Origin of the sequence: Phenylobacterium sp. (assembly GCF_035569475.1) — a bacterium.
Lineage (GTDB): Bacteria > Pseudomonadota > Alphaproteobacteria > Caulobacterales > Caulobacteraceae > Phenylobacterium.
On sequence record NZ_DATMNA010000011.1, the window covers coordinates 26492 to 48956 of the forward strand.

Here is a 22465-nt window from a genome sequence, read left to right on the forward strand (position 1 = left end):
CATGGTCACCCAGCACGACGCCAAGAACCGCCTGCCGATCACCGTCTCGATCATGCTGGCGACGGTGATGAACTCGCTCGACACGACGATCGCCAACGTAGCCCTGCCGCACATGCAGGGTTCGGTGTCGGCAAGCCCCGAGCAGATCACCTGGGTGCTGACCTCCTACATCGTGGCTGCGGCGATCATGACGCCGCTCAGCGGCTGGTTGGCCGACCGGATCGGCCGCAAGCGGATGTTCCTGATCTCGATCGGCGGCTTCACCGCGGCCTCCATGCTCTGCGGCATCGCCACCAGCCTGCCGGAGATCGTGCTGTTCCGCCTGTTGCAGGGCGTGTTCGGCGCGGCCCTGATCCCCTTGTCCCAGGCGGTGCTGCTGGACATCAACCCGCCGGAGAAGCACGGCCAGGCCATGGCCATCTGGGGCGCCGGGGCGATCCTGGGCCCGATCCTCGGCCCGGCCCTGGGGGGCTATTTCACCGAGGACTTCTCCTGGCGCTGGTGCTTCTACATCAACCTGCCGATCGGCATCCTGGCCTTCCTGGGCGTGCTGTTCTTCATCTCGGGCGACCGCCTGCGGGCCGCCAAGAAGTTCGACTTCCTGGGCTTCGGCATGCTGACCCTGTTCATCGCGGCCTTCCAGCTCGTGCTGGACCGCGGGCCCAGCCAGGACTGGTTCCACTCGAGCGAGATCTGGACCGAGACGATCCTGGCCGTGGTCGGGCTGTGGGTGTTCGTGATCCACACCATCACCACCTCGCATCCGTTCTTCGACAAGGCGCTGATCCGCGACCGCAATTTCGTGACGGCCAGCGTCTTCGGCTTCTTCGTCGGCATCCTGCTGTTCTCCACCATGGCGCTGCTGCCGCCGATGATGCAGACGCTGCTGGGCTACCCCGTGCTGACCTCCGGCCTGGTCAGCATGCCGCGCGGGGTCGGGTCGTTCGTGGCGATGTTCTTCGTGGGCCGCCTGATCGGCAAGGTGGACACCCGCCTGATCCTGATGACCGGCCTTCTGATTAGCTGCGTCTCCCTGTGGCAGATGATGAACTTCGACCTGTCGATGGGGGTGTGGCCCTTCGTCGTCTCGGGGATCATCCAGGGCCTGGGCGTCGGCCTGCTGTTCGTGCCGCTATCGACGCTCGCCTTCGCCACCGTGCCGCCGCACCTGCGGCCCGAGGGGTCGAGCGTCTACACCCTGGTCCGCAACCTGGGCTCCAGCGTGGGCATCTCGATCATGAACGCCCTGGTGGTGGCCAACACCCAGACCATGCACGCAAGCCTGGCCGCCAAGGTCGTGCCTTCCGACGCCATGGTCCGCGCGACCCTGCCCAGCGCCTTCAACCCCGCCACCACGGCGGGGATCACCGCCCTCAACGGCGAAGTCACCCGGCAGGCGTCGATGGTCGCCTATGTCGACGACTTCCGCCTCATGTTCATCATCACCATCGCCTGCATGCCCATGCTGCTGCTTATGCGCAAACCGCGGCCTGTCGGCGGGGAGCCCCTGCATGCCGTCGTCGACTAAGCCCCTGACCCTGCTCGCCGTGTCGGCCTCGGCGCTCGCGCTGGCGGCCTGCACGACCGTGGGCCCGAACTTCAAGGCGCCGGCCGGCCCGTCCGGACCTGCGGCGAGCGGCTACGCCATGGCCGGCGACGCCGCGCCCTCCGGCGTGCGCCTCAGCCCCGACGCCCGGGTCGCGGGGCCGTGGTGGCAAGCCTTCGGTTCGCCGGAGCTGGACGCCGCCATCCGCCAGGGCCTGGCCGGCAGCCCCACCGTGGCCGAGGCCCGCGCCAACCTGGAGAAGGCCCAGGCCCAGGCCGCCGCGGTGCGCGGCGCCCAGCTTCCGCAGGTCGACGCCAACGCGAGCGCCCAGCGCGAGCGGATCAACCTGGCGGCCTTCGGCTTCTCGGGCTTCCCCGGCCAGCCGGCGATCCACAGCCCGACCATCAACCTCTACCAGGTAGGCGGATCGGTCAGCTACGACCTGGACGTCTTCGGGGGCCGCAAGCGCGCCACCGAAAAGGCGGTGGCCCAGGCCGAGGCCGCGGCCCGCCAGGCCGACGCGGCCTATCTCTCGCTCAGCGGCAACATGGCCATGCAGGCCATGAAGATCGCCAGCCTGCGCGGCCAGATGGCGGCCACCAAGGAGATCATCGCCGACGACCAGCGCGTCATCGACATGGTCCGCAAGGCCGAGGCGGCCGGCGGCGAAGCGCACGCGGCCCTGTCGAGCGGCGTGGCGCAGCTCGCCGAGGACCAGGCCCTGCTGCCGCCGCTGCAGCGCGACCTGGACGCCGCGCGCCACCAGATGGCGCTGCTGGCCGGCAAGTCGCCCGCCGAATGGACCGCGCCTGACTTCGACTTCGCAAGGATCACCGCGCCGGGCGAGGCGCCCGTCAGCCTGCCCTCGCAGTTGGTGCGCAACCGCCCCGACATCCTGCAGGCCGAGGCCGATCTGCACGCCGCCACCGCCGCCGTCGGGGTGGCGGTCGCCAACCAGTATCCGGACATCCGGCTCTCGGCCATGCTGACCCAGGAGGCGATCAAGCCGGGCAACCTGTTCAGGGCCGACGCCGCGGCGTGGGACATCCTGGGCGGCGTGACCGCGCCGATCTTCCACGGTGGGACGCTGAAGGCCGAGCGCAAGGCCGCCGAGGCCGACGCCCGCGTCGCGCTCGCCCGCTACGAGCAGACCGTGCTGAAGGCCTTCGTGGAGGTGTCCGACGTGCTCTCCAACCTGGGCAGCGACCAGCAGGCCATCGCCTCTCTGGAACTGGCCAACCAGGCGGCCGAGTCAGCCGCCCGCGACGCGCAGAGCGCCCTGCGCCTCGGCGGCGGGCCGATGGTCGACGTGGTCCAGGCTCAGCGGACCCTGAGCCGCGCGCGCCGGGCCCTGGTGGAGGCGCAGGGCCGCCGCTACGGCGACCTGGTGCAGCTCTACGCCGCGACGGCGGCGGACTGGCGGGCGGCCGATACGGCCGCCGCGCCGCCCGCCAAGGGCGGCTAGCCGGCCGCCATCGCGTCGCGGTGGGCCTTGCCGTGGGTCTCGGCCAGCAGGAACACCGAAACCAGCGACACGATGCAGAGCACCGCCATGTAGCCGGAGATGGCCATCGAGGTGGCGTACTTGGCGAACAGCGCCGTGGCGATGATCGGCGCAAAACCGCCGCCGAAGATCGCGCCGATCTGATAGCCCAGGGAGGCGCCGGAATAGCGGAACTCGGTGTCGAACAGCTCGGCCATCAGGGCGGCCTGCGGGCCATACATGCAGTTGTTGAAGATCGAACCCACGGCGATCGCCAGCAGCATCATCGGGAATTCGCCGGTCTCGATCAGCTTGAAGAACACCAGCGACCACAGGCCCATCGCCACCGCGCCGCTCATGAACACCGAGCGCCGCCCGACCCTGTCGGACAGGGAGGCCATCAGCGGCAGGAAGGGCGCCGAGATCAGGGCGCCCAGCACGACCGCCCACAGGATCACCGGCCGAGCCACGTGCGGCCCGTGGTGCGGGTCGGTGGCGTAGGCCAGGGCATAGTTGATCATCAGGTAGAAGGTGCCGTTGGCCGCGACGAAGGCGCCGGCCGCCAGCAGGATCTCCTTGGGGTGTCTGGCGATCACCTTGAGGATCGGCGAGCCTTTGGCGGCGCGCAGCTGCGCCTTGGCCTTGTCCAGGCTGACGCCCTTTTCGGCGGCCAGCGTCTTGGCGGCCGCCTCCTGCTGCCGGGCCTCGAGCGCCTGCAGCGCCTGGTACTCGGCGGTGTCTTCCAGCTTGAGCTGGACATAGAGGCCCAGCGCCACCAGCACGATGGAGAGCAGGAACGGAACGCGCCAGCCCCAGGTGAGGAAGTTTTCCGGCGCGACCTGCTTGTCGATCACGATGAAGATCAGGTTCGCCAGCACGACCCCGGCGGGCACGCCCATCTGGGCGAAGCTGCCGTAGAACCCACGCTGCTTGGGCGGGGCGTTTTCGAAGGCCAGCAGCATGGCCCCGCCCCATTGGCCTCCGACCGCCAGGCCCTGCACGAAGCGCAGCGCGATCAGCAGCAGCGGCGCCATGATTCCGGCCGTCGCATAGGACGGCAGAAGTCCCACCGCCGTGGTGGCCAGACCCATCATCAGGAGCGCGGTGACCAGCGCCTTCTTGCGTCCCACCAGGTCGCCGAAATGGCCGAAAACGATCCCGCCCACCGGCCGGGCGATGAAGCCGACGGCAAAGGTGGAAAACGCGGCCAGTTGGGCCACCGCCGGCGGCAGGCTGGCGGCGAAGAACAGCTTCGGGAACACCAGCGCCGCGGCGGTGCCGTAGATGAAGAAGTCGTACCACTCGATGCTGGAGGCCGCGAGGGACGTGAAGGCCACCTTGGCCACGTTGATCTTCACCGGCGGCGCGGCGGCTGCGGTCATGGTGCTCTCCCCGGGTTACTGGCGCGCAGAGTCGCCCCGCGCTTGGCGGAGAGGTACATCACCGCGGCGCTGCGGGCGAGCCTCTAAGCTCGCCCGCCTACAGGCCGGCTCCTAAGCCCGCGCGCCGGCCCCCTGGCTGGCCTCGGCCGCCAGCCGGCCCGAGAGTTCGGCCATGTGGTCGAAGTCGGCCTCGAAGGCGCCCAGTCCCTGGGTCAGGCCGCGCAGTTCGGCGATCAGGCCCTGGCGCTCGGACTGCGGCAGATAGGCCTCGATCCGCTCCCAGCCGCGCCAGTCCTCGCGCGGGCTCAGGCCGAGGATCTGGCCGCGCCGGGCGGTGAGCGCGGAGGTCACGTTCGAGGCGCTGGGCGACGGCGAATAGACCGTCAGCTTCTCGATCGGCTCCAGCAGGATCGAGCCGCAGTTGGGCAGGCCCTCGTCCATCGCCAGCCGTCCGGCCATGCGGAACGCCATCTCGGACGAATCGACGCTGTGGGTCTGGCCGTCCACCAGGGTCACTTCCAGGTCGGTGACCGGGAAGCCGAGCTGGCCCTTCTCCAGGCCGTCGCGCACGCCCTGCTCGACGGCGGGGATCCACTGCTTGGGCACCGCGCCGCCCACCACGCGCTGGCTGAAGACGAAGCCCGAGCCGCGGGGCAGGGGCCGGATCTCCACCGTCACGTCGGCGAACTGGCCGTGGCCGCCGGACTGCTTCTTGTGCCGCGAGCGCTGGGTCGTTCCCCGTTGGATGGTCTCGCGATAGGGCGTCTTCGGCTGCTCGGTGTCGATCTCCACCCCGAAGCGGCGCTTCAGGCGTTCCAGCGCCAGGCGGACATGGCCCTCGCCCTGTCCGGCCAGCAGCACCTGGCGCGACTCCGCGTCGTGGGTCAGCCGCAGCCCGGGGTCCTCCTCGATCAGCTTGCCGAGCGCGCCGGACAGGCGGACGTCGTCCTTGTGGTTCTTGGCCGACAGCGCCACGGCGAACAGCGGCCGGCGCGGCGAGGCGGCCGCGGCCACCCCCTGCGGACGCCCGGTGGTCGACAGGATCTGTCCGGCCTGCGCGGCCTCGACCTTACCGATGGCGCAGACCTCGCCGACCGGGGCCGAGGTGATCTTCGGAATCGCCGCGCCCTGGACGGCGAAGAGGCCGCCCGCCCGGCGCCGCTCCCCGTCCGGCAGCACGAACTCGGCGCCGTCCGCCAGGGGTTTGCCGAACACCCGGGCGTAGGCGAGCTTGCCGGACTGGCCGGCGTAGGCGGCCTTCAGCACATAGGCGCCGGCCTCGATGCCGATGCGGCGCGCGGCCCGGTCGGGCAGGGGCGTCTCGTGGCGCAGCGCCTTCAGCAGCCGGCGCACGCCGAAGCCGTTCTGCGCCGAGCCGAAGAACACCGGCACGATCAGCCCGTCGTTCATCTCCCGCACCAGGTCGGCGAACACCGCGTCGCGGCTGGGGGTCACGTCGGAAAGCAGTTGTTCGAGGAGCTCGTCGTCGAAGTCGGCGATCTGCTCCAGCATGTGGAACCGCGCCTCGGCCTCGGCGTCGCGCAGGTCGCCGGGAATCTCCACCTGGGTCGAGGGCTCATTGGGCCGGTAGACGAAGGCGCGCTCCAGCGCCAGGTCGATGAAGCCGGAGACCTTCTCGCCGTCCCAGGTCGGAATCTGGCGCGCCACCAGCGGCGCCGAGCTCACCGGGGCCAGGGCGGCCAGGAGGTCGGCCAGCGAGCCCCTGGCCTGGTCCATCTTGTTGATGAAGAGGGCGTGCGGCACGCCCAGCCGCTCCAGCTCGCGCAGCGTCGGCTGCAACAGGGCGGCCTTGGCCGGTTCCGGCTCAGCCACCACGACCGCCAGGTCCACCGCCGGCAGGGCCGCGTCGAGGTCGGCGCAGAACTCCAGGGACCCGGGGCAGTCGACGACCGAATAGCGGTCGCCCATGAACTCGAAGCCGGCGAGGTTCAGCTCCACCGAATGGCCGCGCGCGCGCGCCTCGGGACTTGAATCGCCGACCATCTCGCCGCCGGCGCGTCGGTCGACGGCGCCCGTCACCTGCAAGAGGGCTTCCATGAGGGTGGTCTTGCCGGCGCTTGTGGGGCCCACGAGCGCCAAGGCGCGCACGGACCCCGCTGACTGGATTGGCATGGTCGTCTCCCAACACCGTAGGCGCCAGGGACGCGGGTGTCTGGGATGGCCGCATCCATGGCGCGGTTTTGGAGCGGTCGCGGACCGTTGCAGGGGCTCGCGCCGCCCTGACGAAAAAAGCCTACGCCCCGATTTTGGCCGGAGTCAGATCACGAAACGGTGCGCGCGGCGTCGCCGCTCAGAGGCCTGCCGTCTTCACGGCATGGGCGACCGGGTGGAAGGCGTTGGCGGCCTTGATCAACAGGCCCACGCCCGAGATGCCCAGGAGGATGAAGGTCACCCGGCGGAAGTTCACGTCGGACAGCCCCTTGTAGAGCCGCACGCCCAGCAGGGTGCAGGGCAGGACCACCGGGACGGTGATCGCCACCAGCAGCCAGTAGGTGGGCCCGAAGGTCTCCGGCTTCTGCAGGGCGAGCAGGGAAATGGACAGGAGCTGCAGCACGAAGATGTAGGGCTGGACGATGGCCCGGGCCTCGCGCTTGGGCACGTGGCGCAGGCCGTTCCAGACCACGACCGCGGCGCCGGGGAAGGCGGTGAAGCCGCCGATGACGCCACCCGACATGCCGACCAGCGACGAGGCCAGCCAGCCGCCGCTCACCGTCTTGTGCGCTCCGTGCGGCCGGGCCAGCGAATAGACGGCGTAGATCACCAGGAAGCCGCCGAACACCAGCATCAGGTCGGTGGTGGGCAGGGAGCTGAGGATGGCGAGGCCGACCGGGACGCCGATCAGGCCGCCCAGCAGATAGGGCGCCGGGCCGTTCGGCCACCAATGCTTGATCGGCGCCATGTCCGCCTTGAGTTGGCGCAGGGACATGATCTGGTTCGCCGCCGACAGGGTCATCAGCAACGGCACGCCGAGCTTGGGCGGCAGGAAGATCAGGCACAGGGCCCCGATCGCGGAAAACCCGAAACCGGAGAGGCCGCTCATCAGAGCCGATGCGGCGAGGATCGCCACCAGCAGGGCGATGGTGAGCGGGGAGAAGCCAGCCAGCAACAAACAGCCACCTCGAGGTTTACTGAGGCCCGGCGCGACCGTCGGACCAGCGTTCCCGCGGCGTCCGGTGTCGGCGACGCGGCCCGACCCGTCATACGCGGCCCCGATCCGGCGTCATCGACGGTTCCCGCAACGACCTGTGAACAGACCGGCGTTCGACCGCTCTCGCTCAATTTCTGGTCAGTGAGGCAGGCCGGCGCCTTCTGGGCGGCGCCGCGCGCTAGGGGTGTGGAGGACTCATCGCGCCGCGCCAGCCGGCGAGGGCCGGCCCCAGCGCCGCCTTCAGCGGATCGAGCCAGACTTCGTAGGCCCGCCACTGTTCGAGGCCGTCGCGGAAGATCGGCCGGCGCACCTGTTCGGAGCTCACCGTCCGCACCGCGCGGCCGTTCTCGTGGAAGCGCAGGCAGGCCGCCTCGAACGGCAGCCCGCAATAGGCCAGCAGGCTTCGGACCTGCGCCTCGGTGTCCTGCACGAGGTCCTCGTAGATCACCCGATGCACCCGGCCCGGCAACACGGCGTCGACGTGGTCCATCCAGACCACGTAGTCGCGGTAATAGAGCCCGATGTCGCCGAGGTCGTAGGAGAACGACTGGCCCTGGGCGAAGTGCTGCTTGAAGGCCGAGAATCCCGAGCCCAGGGGATGGCGCCGCGCGTCGATGATCCGGGCGTGCGGCAGCATCAGTTGGATCAGGCCCACGTGCTGGAAATTGTTGGGCATCTTGTCGATGAAGAAGGCCCTGCCCTGCCTGCGGTGAACCCGGGTCGTTTCGATGTAGCGCTCGCCGAGCGCCGCCAGGGCCGCCGCGTCCAGGCGGGCCAGGGCTTCCGGATAGCTCGCTCCGAAGCCGCGGGCGATGATGCCCAGGTCCGGCAGCTCCATGGTGCCCTCGACCTGGGAATGGCTGGCCAGGATCTGCTCCACCAGGGTCGAGCCGGAGCGCGGCAGGCCGACGATGAAGATCGGCGCGCGGCTGGGCGAGCCGGCGCCGGCGCGCTCGGCGAAGAAGTCCGCCGTGAACAGCCTCTCCGCGCGATGCAGCACCGCAGTGGTCTCGGCCGCGTCATAGGGCGTCTCGGCGCGGCGCAGGGCGGCGCCCTTCGCATAGTGCTCGAAGGCGGCGGGGTGTTCGCCGCGGTCCTCCAGGGCCTTGCCGAGCGCATAGTGCAGGTGCAGCCGGTCGTCGGCGCTGAGGTCCGCGCGGCGCAGGGCGGCCAGCATCGCGGCCTCGTCGGCCGGCCCCAGGGCCGCCACCTTGAGGTTCGCCAGACTCCAGTAGGCGTCGCCGAGCCCCGGCGCGAGCTCCAGGCTCCGCTTGTAGGCGGCCACCGCATCCTCGCGCCGGCCCACCGCGCGCAGGGTGTGGCCGAAGTTGAGCCACAGGCGCGGCTGGCGCGGATAGTCGGCCACCAGGCCCTCGTAGATGGCGATCACCCGGGCGTCCTCGCCGACCAGGGCCAGGCAGGCGGCCAAGAGGTTCAGATAGGCCGGGTCCTGCGGCGCCGCGGCCATGAGGCGCTCCACCTCGACCAGCGCCTGGCTCGCCTTCTGCTGGCGGAACAGCGCGTCGGCGTAGCCGAACCGGGCGCCGTCGTGGCTCGGGTCCAGGTCCAGGGCGCGGGCGAACAGGATCTCGGCGTCGCCGTAACGGGCCTGCTGCAGATAGACTTCCGCCAGCATCCGCGTCGCCGCCGCGTCGTCCAGGTGACGGGTCAGATGGGCGCGAAGCAGGGTCTCGGCCTCGGCGACGCGGCCGGCGAACAGGGCCTCGGCGGCGCCCTTCAGCGCCGGATCGGTGACCGCGGCGCGGCGATGCTCGGCGTAGGCGGCGTCGGCCTCGGCGACCTCTCCGGCCTTGAACCTCAGGTCGCCCAGGGCCCGCCAGGCTTCGGCCAGGTCGCGGTTCAGGCTGACCGCGTTGCGCAGGGCCTGGGCGCCCGCCGCGGCCTCCCCCAGATCCGCCAGGGTGAGGCCCAACTCGTACTGGGTGTTCGCCGCGCGCGGATAGGCCTTGGCCAGGGGGGCCAGCACCGCGCGCGCGCCGGCGGCATCGCCCAGCCGGCGGCGCGCCGACCCCAGGATCAGGAGCGCCCTGGGGTCGCGGGGGGCGCGCCGCAGGATGGCCTCGGCGTCCCGCCGCGCCTGGGCGGGGTCGGACGCCAGCAGGGCCGCCGCTCGCGCGATGATGGCCGCGGGCGAGGTGTCAGCCATGCCCGTCTCGTCGCCGTCTCAACCCTGCCTCCGGCTGGCCGCTCCGTGGAAGGTGAATGTCACCCCGAGCCTAGTAGTAGCCGCCGTTGGCGTCGCAGAGCGAGAAGTTCATGGTCCCGTCCAGGATGCCGCTGCCGTCGGCGTCGAGGCGGCGGACCCGCCCCGACGCCGGAGGCCCGACGCGGCCGTCAGAAGCTCAAGGTGACCCTGCCGTAGTAGTAGCCGCCGTTGATGCCGTAGGGCGAGAAGGTCATGGGGGCGTTCCAGACGTTGCCGCCGGTCGCCGGCCTGTTCGGCGTCACCAGGTTGGGGACGTTCGGCGGCTTCTTGTCGAACAGGTTGTTGGCGCCGACCTCCAGCTTGATCGACTCGGTGATCTTGTAGGCCACCGTGAGGTCGGTGATGGCCGCGACCGGGATCTGCAGGTTGGTGAAGACGTTGGCCGTCGAGACCAGCTCCGAGGACTTGCCGTAGACCGCCTCGCGCAGGTTCACGCTCCACTTGCCGAGCGTCCAGTAGGCGTTGCCGACCAGCTTGTCCTTCGGCGTCGCGGTCGTCAGCCCGGTGAGCGCGCTGGACGACAGCAGGGAGGTCTGGGTGATCACGCTCGGCGCCGCGGAAAGGTCCTGCACCGGCAGCGGGAGCTGCTTGGTGATCGTGGTCTCGTTGTGATTGTAGCCGAGGGTCCAGTCGACGTGGCCGTAGTCGGCGAAGTCCGACGCATAGGTGAGGGTCGCCTCCAGGCCGCGGGTGCGGGTGTCCACGGCGTTGGTGAACACCGAGATGCCGGCATAGGAGATGCCGGAGTCCAGGGTGTTGCCGTGCGCCGTGATGGCGTTCAGCACCGCCTGGGAGATGACCACGTTCTTGCCGCCCGAAACGATCGAGCCGTAGATGAAGCCGGTCGTCTGGATGCGGTTGCGGATGTCGATCTGGTAGGCGTCGATCGTGATCTGCATGCCGTCCATCGGGTGGACGACGAAGCCGATGCTGTAGTTGGTCGACTTCTCGGGCTTCAGCGGCGAGAAGCCGGCGATCACCGCGGACGGCGAGTTGGCCGGAAGCTGCACCGTCGCCGACGACGGCGAGACGTTGGTGCCCGAATAGAACTCCTCCTGCAGCGTCGGCGCGCGGAAGCCGTTGGAGATGGTGCCGCGCACCGCGAACATCGGGTTGAAGTCGTAGCGGCCGGTCAGCTTTCCGACTGTCGCCTCGCCGAAGTCGCTGTAGTGCGAATAGCGCCCGGCGACGTCGATGTGCAGGTTCTCGATGGGATCCGCCGCCAGGTCGACATAGCCCGCGTAGTCGTTGCGCGAATGGGCGCCGGCGTTGGAAGGGTCGTAGCCGGTGAACGACTGGGCGCCGGCCCCGAAGTAGGACGAGGGCTCTCCGGCGACGATGGTGAACTTGTCGCGGCGCGTCTCGCCGCCGAAGGCGAAGACCAGGGGCTTGGCCAGGCCCACGTCGAAGCTCTTCACCACGTCGAGGTTGGTGGTCCATTCGCTGAACCGGAAGGTGCCGTCATAGAAGTCGCGTTGCGGGACGATCGGCGTGGCCGAGACCGCCGCCAGGACCGGGAAGAGCTGCGCGTTGGCCGAGTGCTTGGTGTAGATGTCGTCGTTGTCCTGGCCGTAGGTCGTCGACAGGTCCCAGGCCCAGCCGTCGAACTCGCCCTTGATCCCGCCGGTGAAGGCGAAGTCGTCCTCGGCCAGGGACTCGGTCGGATTGAAGCCGACGGGCAGGGGGTAGTACTTCACGCCGGTCGAGGTCGTGCCGCTGATCTTCGAGGGCACGCGATAGTTCTCGTAGGAGTCGGCGTTGCGGTGGCTATAGCTGCCGTCGCTGTAGAGGGTGATCCCGTCGGCGATCTCGTAGCCGGCGTTGTAGAAGAAGTTGTAGATGTTGTAGTGCGCGTCGCCGTTGATCAGGTTGACGCGGGGCTGGCCGGGAAAGTTGGCCACGCCGGCGTCGACGGCGCTCAGCGTCGGCAGGATCTTGCCGTTGATGTCGAAGAGGCGCCGGTCCGCGCCGCCGGTGGCGCTGAAGTCGTGGTAGCGCTCCTCCAGCGTGAAGTTCACGAAGCCCTTGTCGCCCAGCTTCATGCCGTTGTTGAACGACCAGGCGCCCGACTTGCCGTCGCCCTTGTAGTACTCGCCGCCGGTGACGTTGGCCGAGCCGCCGCTGTCGGCGCTCTTCAGGATGATGTTGACCACGCCGGCGACGGCGTCCGAGCCGTACTGCGCCGCGGCGCCGTCCTGCAGGACCTCGATGTGGTCGATGGCGCCCACCGGGATCAGGCCGAGGTCGGCGGTAGCGGAGCCGGAATAGGGGCTGCCGCCCAGCACCGCGAGGTTGGAGGTGGCGTGGCGGCGCTTGCCGTTGACCAGCACCAGGGTGTCGTTGGGGCTGAGGCCGCGCAGAGCGGCGGACAGCGTCAGGTTGGCGGCGTCGCCGCCGAAGGCCTGGGCGTTGAACGAGGGCAGGTTCTGCGCCATCGCCTGGATCAGGTCGGGCTGGGCCACCTGCTTCAGGGCCGTCGCGCCCAGCACCTGGATCGGCGCGGGGCTGTCGGCCGCCTTCATGCCGGTGGCGCGCGTGCCGGTGACGATCAGCTCGTCCAGCGAATGGCCGCCGTCGCCGGCGGCGGCTGCGTCCGCGGCCATCGCGGCTGTCGCGCCCAGCGCCGACAGCGCGACGATGCTCGCGCCTACGAATAGTTTGTTCATGTCAGGACCCCCGATTTGTTGTTGGGCCCGACCGAACGCTTCCCCTGCCGTCGTTCTTATTTGTCCCTGAGAGTGCCGGGGGTCGGGTCCAAGTCCATCTGGACTCGTGGGATTTGGCGGGGCGCGGCCGAAAACGCGCCCTTCCGCCGCAAACCGGCGATCTCGGCGCCTGCAAATATTACAGCTCCGAGACAGAACCGGGTTCGACGGAGTCTATTTTTCAGGCGCCGCCCAAGTGAAACGCGCGCGTCAGCTTGTCGTGGCGGCTATTTTGACAGTCATGCCCAAATAAAACTCGCTGCATGACGTCCCGACGCGGTGCGATGACTTGGCGAGGGCAGTGGTCGCGCCGAGGGCTCAGGCGTCGGCGATCAGCGCGCGGATGGAGCGCAGCTCGTCCAGGGCGCCGGGCCGGCCGGCGCGCGCGAAGGCCACCAGCTCCTCGACAGCGCGCAGGGTGCGCGACTTGGTCGAGGGCCGGCCGCCGCGGCTGCGGTTGAGCCGCAGGGCGCGCTGCTTGAGCACCTCGGTGAGCCGGGTCTCGTCGAGCCAGGCGGCCAGCTCGCTGCGCAGCGCCCAGTCGGCGGCCTCGGCGCGGCCCGCGATGCGGCGCACGGCGCCGCTCTCATGGGCGAATTCGATCAGGGCGCGGGCTTCGGAGACGCAGCGTTTGAGGGTCGTGGGCGGGACGGGCCGGCCGCTGGTGATCTCGGCCGTGGCCGCTTCCAGAAAGGCGACGGACCCGGCCGGTTCGCTCAGTTCCAGGAAAAGCGCCAGCTCGGCGATGTCCTTGGCGAAGCTGCGTCCGTGCGCGGCGACCTTGTTGAACTCGCCGGACCGTTCCGCCGGGGACTGCGATTTATCCATGCTGCCGCCGCTACAGTTTCAGGAGCTGTCCAGACGTTACGCCCGCGGGGGTATAGGGTCCATATAAGTCCGCTGAAAAATGCAGCGGAATCGGCGACTTCCGGGCGCCTGGCGGTCAGAATTCGGGCGCGTTCGGGTAGGCCTCCAGGATGGGCCCCAGATCGCGCATCAAAGGCCCCAGCCACGGCTCGAATCGCCGCCAGTGATCGGTCGCCTCGGTGAAGATCGGGCGGCGGACCTGCTCGGAGCTGGCGGTGCGCACGGCGCGGTCGTTTTCATGGAACTTCAGGCAACCGTCCTCGAACGGCAGGCCGCAATAGGCGAGCAGGCTTCGCACCTGCGCCGGCGGATCGGCGACCATCTGCTCGTAGATCACCCGGTGGACGGCCCCGGACAGGACCGCGTCGAAGTGGGCCATCAGCTCCACATAGTCGCGGTAATAGCGCGCCAGGTCGGAGAGGCTGTAGCTGAACGGCTGGCCCATCGCGAAGTGCTGCTTGAAGGCCGAGAAGCAGCAGGCCACGGGATGGCGCCGGGCGTCGACGATCTTCGCGTTCGGCAGCATCAGCCTGATCAGGCCGATGTGGGCGAAGTTGTTGGGCATCTTGTCGACGAAGAAAGGCGCGTCCGTCTTGCGGTGCGCGGCGGCCCGCTGCAGATATTCCTCGCCCAGGGCCCGAAACTCGCCGGGCGAAAGCGCCGCCAGGATGTCCGGGTAGACGCCCTCGGACGGCTTTGCGGCGGGGCCGCCCAGGCGGGCGGCGAGGATCTCCACGTCGGGCAGTTCCTGGGTGCCCTCGACCTGGCTGTGGCTGGCCAGGATCTGCTCGATCAGGGTCGAGCCCGAGCGGGGCAGGCCGACGATGAAGATGGGATCGGGCCGCGGGCTGCCGCCGCCGACGCGCGCGGCGAAGAAGCTGGCGCTCAGCAACGCCTTGCAGCGCGCCACGTGGATGGTCGTCTCGTCGGGGTCGTAGGGCAGGGCGGCGCGGCGCAGGGCGTTGGCCGCGGCGTAGTGCTCGAAGGCCTGGGCGTCCTCGCCCGCCGCCTCGCGCGCCGCGCCCAGGGCGAACTGCAGATGGAAGCGGTCCTCGTCTCCGAGCTCCGCCCGTTCGAGCTCGGCCGCCATCCGGGCGATGTCGCCGGGCGTCAAGGCGACGGTCTTGAGGTTCGCCAGGCTCCACCACGCCTCGCCCAGGCCAGGGCGCAGGCGGATCGCCTCGCGGTAGGCCGCGACGGCCTCGTCCCGCCGGCCCAGGGTCTTGAGGACATGGCCGTAGGCCATCCAGGTCAGCGCCAGGTCCGGATGGGCGTCGAGCACCGCGCGGTAGGCCAGGGCGGCCGCCCGATCCTCGCCGACCCGCGTGCGGGCCGCGGCGCCCAGTTGCCGATAGACCGCATGGCCGGGGTCGCCCTGAAGCAGGCGGTCAGCCTCGGCGATGGCCTGCATGGCCTTGCCCTGCTGGTGCAGGACCACGGCGTAGGCGTAACGGGCCTCGGTGAAGCCGGGGGCGCGGCCCAGCGCCCGGGCGAGCAGGGCCTCGGCGTCATGCGGCCGGCCCGTGCGCGCCGCCAGCTCCGCAAAGAGCCACAGCGCCCGGACGTCGTCCGGCCGGCGCGCGAGAACCGCGCTCGTCAGGCGATGGCAGTCGGCCGCGCGACCCTCGCAAAGCGCGTCCGCCGCGGCGATCAGTTCCGGGTCGGCCACCGAGGCGCGGATCTGGCGGGCATAGGCCTGGTCGGCGGCGTCGACATCGCCGGCCAGCCGCAGCCGGTCGCCGAGCGCGCCCCAGCCCTTCGCGTCGCCGGGCTCGACGGCCGGCGCGGCCGTCACTGCGGCTCGTATCCGAAGCGCTCCACCCAGGGCCTGAGCTTGGGCAGGGCCGGAGCCATCTGCTGGCGGTAGCGCCGCCACTGGCCGACGCCCTCGGCGCTGAGGCCGCCGGCCAACTGGGCGCCCGAGGGGGTGGCGATCCCGCGATCCTGGGTGCGGGCGGAAAACGCCCGCAGGGCGTCGGTCCAGCCCAGGCCGAGGAACTCGCAGGCCGATCCCACGACGCCGTCGAAATCGGCGATCAGCGCTTCGTGCCGCACCACGTGGGTCCGCGCGCCGATGGCCGGCTGCATGCGCTCGGCGATCTGCATGGCCGCGTCGTAATAGCCGGCGGCGCCGGGCAGGGTCAGGAGCTGATAGGCCGAGCCGCTCATGACGAACCGGCGCCGGTAGCAGCTCAGCACCACGTCGCGCGGGTCGCGCCGGGCGAACAGGATCTTGGCCTGCGGGAACAGCCGCGCGATCAGCGGCAGCTTCAGGGTGTTCAGCGGGTGCTTGTCGACGAACAGCTTGCCCTCGACGCGGGCGCCTTCCTCGTGGACGCGGGCCCAGTAGGCCTCGCGGAGAGGACGAAGCTCGGCCTCCGTCGCCGCGGCCAGGCGGTCGAGGTCCTGCGGCGTGGCCAGGAAGGCGCGCATGGCGGCCGACAGGGTCTCGCGCTCCTCCAGGGCCTCGACGTCGGGGTGGCTGGCCAACACCTGCTCGAGCAGGGTCGTCCCCGAGCGTGGGAACCCCATGAGGAAGACGTGGCCCGCCGCGCCGGGCGCGGGCTCGCCCGCCGCGGTCCAGGCCTGCGGGTCGATGGCGTCCAGCCGACCGATGATCCCCTGGGCGAACTCCAGGGCGCTGGGCGGGGTCCCGTAGGAATTCGCATAGGTGCGCCACAGGCCCATGTTGCAGGCGGCGTAGGCGCTGAACGCCTCCGGCACGCGATCCCGGGCGTCCAGCACATCGCCGAGCAGGCCCTGGGCGAAGGCCAGTTGCTGCGCCGTCAGCCGGGGGTCGGCGATCAGGGCTTCAAGGCGGGCCTGGGCGGAGGCCGCGTCGTCTTCGGCGAGTTCGGCGGCGGCCACGACGAGGACCGCGTCCGGATAGCCCGGCTGGGCGGCCAGCACCTTGGCCGCCATGGCGCGCGCCTCGGCGTGGGCGCCTCGGCGGCTCGTCAGGTTGGCGAGGCCCGCGAGGCCCCCGAGGTTCTCGGGCTGCAGCTCAAGCGATCGCAGGAAGGCGGCCTGGGCTTCCTTCAGGCGGCCCAGGCTTTCGAGGCAGCCGCCGCGCGCACTGTGGGCGCCGGCGAAGGTCGGGGCGATCCGGACCGCCTCGTCGAACTGCGCCAGGGCCTCGGCGTCGCGCTCCAGGCGTCGCAGGCAAAGGCCGAGCGCGTTGCGCGCGCCGGGGTCGGCGGGCGCGAGCGTGACGGCGCGCTGCAGAAGGCTCACCGCGTCTTCGAACCGCGCCTCGCCCTCGAGCTTCAGGGCGGCCAGGTTCAGGACGGCCGGATGATCCAGGCCGGTGGCGAGGGCGCGCTCGGCCAGCCGCCCGGCGCGATCGAAGTCCCGGGCCTGCACGGCCGCGCCGATCTCGGCCAGCGCCGCTTTGTCGGCCGCGGCGTCCCGGGCCGTGGGCGCCGGCGCGCCCATCTTCAGGCTGATCGGGCCGGTCTTCCAACTGGTCAACGCCACGTCCTCGACTGCCGCACAACCCGGCCTGATTACCCGATGGCGCAGGCGCCGGCGAGCGGGACAAAAGAAAGGGCGGCGGATTGCGCCGCCGCCCTTCCGATCCGAAGTGGTCGACCGCTTTAGAAGTCGGCGGTCAGGCCCACGAAGAAGTACCGGCCGAGCGCGTCGTAGACCTGCGGGTAGGTGCCGCCGTTGCAGGCGCCCACAGGGCAGTTCGAGGCGCCGATGATCGGCGGATCCTTGTCGAGCACGTTGTTCACGCCGACCCGGAAGTTCAGGTTGTTGTGAACCGTGAAGTTGGCCGTCAGGTCGAGGTAGCTCCGCGACGCGAGCGCCCGGTCGGTCTGGTACTGCAGGCCGGGGTTGTTCAGTTGCGGGTCGCTCGAATAGGCGTCCAGCTTCACGCCGCTGTAGTAGCGCCATTGGGCCGACAGGCTGAGGGACTTGAACCAGTCGCCGTAGGAGTAGGGCGTGGTCCAGGTGACGCGCAACTTGTGGCGCCACACGGGGGCCGGGCCTTCGCCGTTCGGGCCGGCGCAGACCGTGCCGTACAGGCCCTTGCAGTCGTAGGACGGGCCGCCCGGCAGGGGCTGGGTCTTCAGGCTGTCCAGCCAGGTGCCGACCATGGAGGCCGAGATCGAGCCGTTGTCGCCGAGGCCCAGGTTCGACAGGTCCGTCCGGTAGGAGACGTTCAGGTCGATGCCGGTGGTCTGCAGCGAACCGGTGTTGAGCGTCGTGTCCTGGATGAAGCCGGTCGGGTCGAGCCAAAGCGAGTTGTTGCCCGGCTCGCGGTGCACCAGGTTACAGAAGAACTGGTTCTGCGTGGTGAGGCACTGGTTGATGATCAGGTTGGCGCCGAGGCCGGCGATGAACTGGTCGACCTTGATGTTGAAGTAGTCGACCGAGACGTTCAGGCCCGGGATGAACTTCGGCTGGAAGACGACGCCCGCGGTGTAGGTGTCGCTGGTTTCCGGCTTCAGGTTCGGGTTGCCGCCGGTCTGGCCGTTGTACTGGTTGGCCGGGTTCTTCTCGATCGCCAGGACCTGGGCCGTTGTCAGGTGGAACACGCTGGCGCAGGTGGCGACCAGCGGGTTGCCTGCCGTCAGGCCGGCGCAGGGGTCCTGGGTGCCGTCCAGGGCGACGTTCTGCGGCGCGAACAGGTCGATCACGTTCGGGGCGCGGACGGCGCGGTTGTAGCCGGCGCGGAAGCGCAGGCCGTCGATCACTTCCCACTCGCCGGACACCTTGTAGGTGTTGGTGTTGCCGACCGAGGAATAGTCCGAGAAGCGGTAGCCGAGCTCCAGCGCGATGTCCTTGGCGAAGGGCATGTCGCTGACCAGGGGCACGCGGGCTTCGCCGAACAGTTCGTAGACGTCGAAGCCGCCGTTCACCGGAGGCGCGGCGGCGCCGTTGCCGTTCACCAGGCCGTTCGCCGACAGGAAGTCCGACGTCGAGTCCAGGTGCTCGCGGCGGTACTCGGCGCCGAGGGCGACGCCGACACCGTCATTGGCCCAGGCGCTCTTGATCCCGTAGTCGCCGAGCTTGCCGGTGAAGGCCAGGCTGACGACCCGCTCATTGGTGTTGCCGACGGCGAAGCTCGTGGCGTCGAGGAACTTCAGCGCCGCGGGCGAGATGAATTGAGCGGTGAAGAGGTTCAGCGGCACGCAACCGGCGTCCGCGCCGGGGGCGCACTGCGGCCCGGTCGGGGTGTTGACGACCCGCAGCGCCTGCTGGATCCGGCTGCTGTTGAGGTTGCCCGTCTGCTCCTGCGAGAGCTGGACGGAGCCGTATTGCATGTAGCCGTCGTAGGTCCAGCTCTTGCCCAGGTCGCCCCGCAGGCCGATCACGATCCGATAGTCGGTGTGCCGGAAGTCGGTCTGGCGGCCGCCGGCTTCGGCGGGCTGCAGGCGCCGGGCGACCGTGCCGGTGAACTGCCCCGTCGGATTGGCGGCGCAGGACGCCCCGGTGGTCGACGGCAGCAGGCTGGCTTCCTGGGTGCTCAGCAGCGGGTTGGCGCAGTTGATCGAGAAGGTGCCGGCGAAGATGCCGCCGGCCGCGATCTGGGCGGTCGAGCGGTCGTCCATGAACATGGTGTCCATGTAGGCCTCGGCCCAGGGCGCGATCTCGTAGTGGGCGAAGGCGCCCAGCGAGTAGCGTTCGTCGGGCCGCACGAAGTAGTTCTGCGGGCCGAAGTTGAACACGTCGGCGCTGGTGCGCGGCCGGAAGGTGTTGAAGGTGGTCGGGTCGACGATGAAGCTGCCGGCCCGCGCCGGGTAGGCGGTGCCGGAGCCGCCGCAGCCGAACTGGGCGAAGGTCGAGCCGGAGTTCAGGGTGCAGGAGCTGAAGTCGCGCTCGCCCTCCAGGATCGGGTTGTTCTGGCGGTAGGCCGCGTAGGCGGTGACGTTGCCCTTGCCGTCCGGCGCGTTGACGCCGAGGATCATGGTGACTGTTGAGCCTTCGCCGTCGGTGATGTTGTGCGCCGGCAAGGCGTACTGCGCGGGGTTGCTGGCATGCGCCGCGGCGGTTCGCACGACGGCCTGGATGGCACTCTCGTGGTTGTCGTGCTGATAGCCCGAGTACTGGGCGTCGATCCGCACGCCCTCGAAGTTCTTCAGCATGATGAAGTTGACGACGCCGGCCACGGCGTCGGCGCCGTAGGTGGCCGAGGCGCCGCCGGTCAGCACGTCCACCCGCTCCACCAGGGCGGCGGGCACGAAGTTCAGGTCGGCGGCCGGGACCACCGGGTCGCCCGGCATCAGGCGGCGGTTGTCGATCAGCACCAGGGTCCGGCTCGAGCCCAGGCCGCGCAGGTCGACGGTGGCCGTGCCGGACGAGCCGTTGGAGATCGAGGAGCCCTGGCCGGCGAAGACCTGCGGCAGGGAGTTGGTGATGTCTTCGATCCGGGTGATGCCCTGGGCCTTGATGTCGGCGTTGCCGACCGTGGTCACGGGCGCGATGGACGTCAGGTTCGGCGACGGGATGCGCGTGCCGGTCACGACGATTTCGGAGACTTCGCCGCCGCTGGTTTCAGCCGCTGCGGCGGCGGCTTGCGTGGCCAGGCCCAAGGCGGCCACCCCGCAAATCATCGATGAGGCCAGCAGGCGCTCGCGGGTGTTGCGAATTTTCAAGATCTACATCCTCCAGCGGTCGGCCGGTTACGGCGGCGCCGCTCCCCAAGGGATTGACAACCCAGGGCCTGTTTCAGCCCCGATTAAGCCGTAGTTAGTTTCGACTTGCAGCGGGGGTCAACGCGGATTGCGAAGTTGTCGGGAATCCGAAACCCAATATGTCGCATAATGGCCACATAAGAACGCCTTAGAGGCAGGAACGCCCTTAAACGTCCGTATGAATTGGGCGAGCGCGTTGCTGGAAAAGGGCGGGCGAGGTCGCTGATCCAAGATCGGATGCTCCGGGATCCCCGGTTACAACCGTAACAACACCCTTGTGTATACTGGTCGACGCGAGGGAAATATTATAATGTAAAAATTCTGTAATAAAGTACAGAACGGCGATATGTAACCATTGTTGCCACTTTAATACTCCGGGCACACGAATTGCCGGCAGGCGGCAAAGATTTGCCGTCGCCTCGACACTGCGAGGGGCGTCCCAGACTCGATCTATGATTGAAGAACGACGGTCTCGGACATCGCCGGACCTGCGGCGAGCCGCCGCAGTGCGCCGAATATCTTAACCGTCTTGATGTGACGTCAGATCGGGGCGCAGGCGCCCTCCAGCCACGTCCTGACCGGCTCCGGAATCCGCGGCCCGATCTCGGCCAGCACCCGGGCGTGATAGGCGTCGAGCTGGCCGGCTTCCTCGTCGCTCAGCATCGCCTTGGCCACCAGGCGGCGGTCGATCGGCGCAAGCGTCAGGGTCTCGAACCCCAGCATCGGCCGCTCGCCGCCGGGGATCGCCGCCGGCTCGGTGACGAACTGCAGGGTCTCGATGCGGATGCCGTAGGCGCCTTCCTTGTAGTAGCCCGGCTCGTTGGAGACGATCATCCCCGGCCGCAGGGCCACCATGTTCGGCAGCTTGGCGATCCGCTGCGGGCCCTCGTGGACGCCCAGGTACGAACCGACCCCGTGGCCGGTGCCGTGGTCGTAGTCCAGGCCATGGGCCCAGAGCGCCATGCGGGCGAGCGCGTCGAGCGCCGAGCCGGTGGTGCCGGCCGGGAAGCGCACGCGGGCCAGGGCCAGGTGGCCCTTCAGGACCAGGGTGAAGCGCTCGCACATCTCCGCCGAGGGTTCGCCGATCGCCACCGTGCGGGTGACGTCCGTGGTGCCGTCCAGGTACTGCGCGCCGGAGTCGATCAGCAGCAGCGAGCCCTTCTCGGCGCGCTTGTTGAGCCGCCGGGTGGGCCGGTAGTGGACGATGGCGCCGTTGGAGGCCGCCCCGGCGATGGTGTCGAAGGACAGGTCCTTCAGCGCCCCGGTCTCCTCGCGGAAGGCCTCGAGCTTCGAGACCGCCTCGATCTCGTCCGGCGGGTTGACCTGACCCTCTGTGGCCAACCAGTGCAGGAAGCGGGTCAGGGCCGCCCCGTCGCGGACATGGGCGCGTTTGGTCCCGGCGATCTCCACGGCGTTCTTGCAGGCCCGCGGCAGGACGCAAGGGTCCTCGCCGCGCTGCACGGCGGCGCCGGCCGCGCCCAGCGCCTCGAAGTACCAGGACGAGGACTGGGCCGGGTCGACCAGCACCTGCTTGCCCTTCAGCTCGGCCAGGGCCTGCGGCAGGTCGGAGGGCGTTTCCAGCCGCACCTCGTTGCCGAGCCAGACGGGCAGGTCCGGGGTCACCTTGGCGGGATCCAGGAACAGCCGAGCCGAGCCGTCGGCGTTGAGGATCGCCTGGCCGATCGGCAGGGGCGAGCGGATGACGTCGCCGCCGCGGACGTTGAACAGCCAGGCGATGGACGACGGCGCGGTGATCACCGCCGCGTCCGCCCCGCGCGCGGCGAGCCCCTCGCCCAGCCGGTGGCGCTTGGAGGCTGAATCTTCGCCGGCGTACTCCAGCGGATGCGGCGCGACCGGAGCGGCGGGCTGCGGCGGGCGCGCCTGGCCCCAGGCGGTGTCCAGCGGGTTCGGAGACACCGGGCGCAGCACCGCGCCGGCCTTGGCGACGGCGGCCTTGAGGCGGTCGAGCGCGTCGGGGCTGTGCAGGCGCGGATCGTAGCCGATCACCTGGCCCTTGGCGATGGCGGCTTCCAGGTAGGCGGGCACGCCACCCTCGACCAGGTCGCGGATCTCGAACGTCGCCGGGTCGACCTGGTCGCGCACCTGCAGGGTGTAGCGCCCGTCGACGAAGATCGCGGCCTTGTCCTTCAGGATCACCGCCGCGCCGGCTGAACCGGTGAAGCCGGTGGCCCAGGCCAGCCGGTCGTTGGCGGCGGGCAGGTATTCGTTCTGGTGCTCGTCCTCGTGCGGGGCGACGAAGCCGTCCAGGCCCAGCTCGGCCATGGCCTTGCGGATCAGGGGCACGTGACGGGGCCCGAACGAGCGGTCGGTGGCTTCATCGAAGGTCTGGCGCATGGCCGGGGATGTAATCCTTCCGGCACCCCGGGGCCAAGGGGCAGGCTTGCCCGAGAACCTCGTTCGGGGTTGTTGGCGGCGGGAGGC

The 22465-nt window shown here is 69.9% G+C and carries 12 protein-coding genes; 2 read left to right on the forward strand and 10 right to left on the reverse strand.

Annotated elements, in window-relative coordinates; all coding sequences use genetic code 11:
• Position 1: 1 nt before the first annotated feature.
• Both VNW53_RS01350 and VNW53_RS01355 read left to right on the forward strand, forming a co-directional pair.
• A complete protein-coding gene (locus VNW53_RS01350) occupies positions 2-1528 on the forward strand; it encodes an MDR family MFS transporter (protein WP_325553085.1) in 1527 nt (508 codons plus the stop codon).
• Positions 1512-3011 carry an efflux transporter outer membrane subunit gene (locus VNW53_RS01355; protein ID WP_325553086.1) on the forward strand — a complete coding sequence of 500 codons (1500 nt, stop codon included), beginning with the start codon at positions 1512-1514 and terminating at the stop codon, positions 3009-3011. Before VNW53_RS01350 ends, VNW53_RS01355 begins: the two co-directional genes overlap by 17 nt.
• Here the strand turns inward: VNW53_RS01355 and VNW53_RS01360 are convergent.
• The 10 genes from VNW53_RS01360 to VNW53_RS01405 all read right to left on the reverse strand — a co-directional run bounded on the left by VNW53_RS01360 (position 3008) and on the right by VNW53_RS01405 (position 22378).
• Entirely contained in the window at positions 3008-4411 is a 1404-nt protein-coding gene (locus VNW53_RS01360; protein WP_325553088.1) for an MFS transporter, read from the reverse strand. The genes VNW53_RS01355 and VNW53_RS01360 overlap by 4 nt on opposite strands.
• 111 nt (positions 4412-4522) lie before the next feature.
• Complete coding sequence (locus VNW53_RS01365; RefSeq protein WP_325553090.1) at positions 4523-6544, reverse strand: elongation factor G; 2022 nt, start codon at positions 6542-6544, stop codon at positions 4523-4525.
• A gap of 178 nt (positions 6545-6722) precedes the next feature.
• Entirely contained in the window at positions 6723-7541 is an 819-nt protein-coding gene (locus tag VNW53_RS01370) for a sulfite exporter TauE/SafE family protein (RefSeq protein WP_325553092.1), read from the reverse strand.
• 217 nt (positions 7542-7758) lie between these two features.
• Positions 7759-9747, reverse strand: a complete 1989-nt coding sequence (locus VNW53_RS01375; protein ID WP_325553093.1) for a tetratricopeptide repeat-containing sulfotransferase family protein — start codon at positions 9745-9747, stop codon at positions 7759-7761.
• 188 nt (positions 9748-9935) lie between these two features.
• Positions 9936-12473, reverse strand: a complete 2538-nt coding sequence (locus VNW53_RS01380; RefSeq protein WP_325553094.1) for a TonB-dependent receptor — start codon at positions 12471-12473, stop codon at positions 9936-9938.
• 357 nt (positions 12474-12830) lie between these two features.
• Positions 12831-13340 (reverse strand): hypothetical protein, encoded by a 510-nt coding sequence (locus tag VNW53_RS01385; RefSeq protein WP_325553096.1) that lies wholly within the window; start codon positions 13338-13340, stop codon positions 12831-12833.
• A 115-nt stretch (positions 13341-13455) separates the two neighbouring features.
• The gene (locus VNW53_RS01390; RefSeq protein WP_325553098.1) at positions 13456-15174 is read right to left on the reverse strand and encodes a tetratricopeptide repeat-containing sulfotransferase family protein; all 1719 of its coding nucleotides are present in this window, start codon (positions 15172-15174) and stop codon (positions 13456-13458) included.
• Positions 15171-16850, reverse strand: a complete 1680-nt coding sequence (locus tag VNW53_RS01395; RefSeq protein WP_325553100.1) for a tetratricopeptide repeat-containing sulfotransferase family protein — start codon at positions 16848-16850, stop codon at positions 15171-15173. Before VNW53_RS01395 ends, VNW53_RS01390 begins: the two co-directional genes overlap by 4 nt.
• A gap of 125 nt (positions 16851-16975) precedes the next feature.
• Positions 16976-19984 carry a TonB-dependent receptor plug domain-containing protein gene (locus VNW53_RS01400; protein WP_325553102.1) on the reverse strand — a complete coding sequence of 1003 codons (3009 nt, stop codon included), beginning with the start codon at positions 19982-19984 and terminating at the stop codon, positions 16976-16978.
• A 579-nt stretch (positions 19985-20563) separates the two neighbouring features.
• Positions 20564-22378 (reverse strand): aminopeptidase P family protein, encoded by a 1815-nt coding sequence (locus VNW53_RS01405; RefSeq protein WP_325553104.1) that lies wholly within the window; start codon positions 22376-22378, stop codon positions 20564-20566.
• Between the last annotated feature and the right edge of the window lie 87 nt (positions 22379-22465).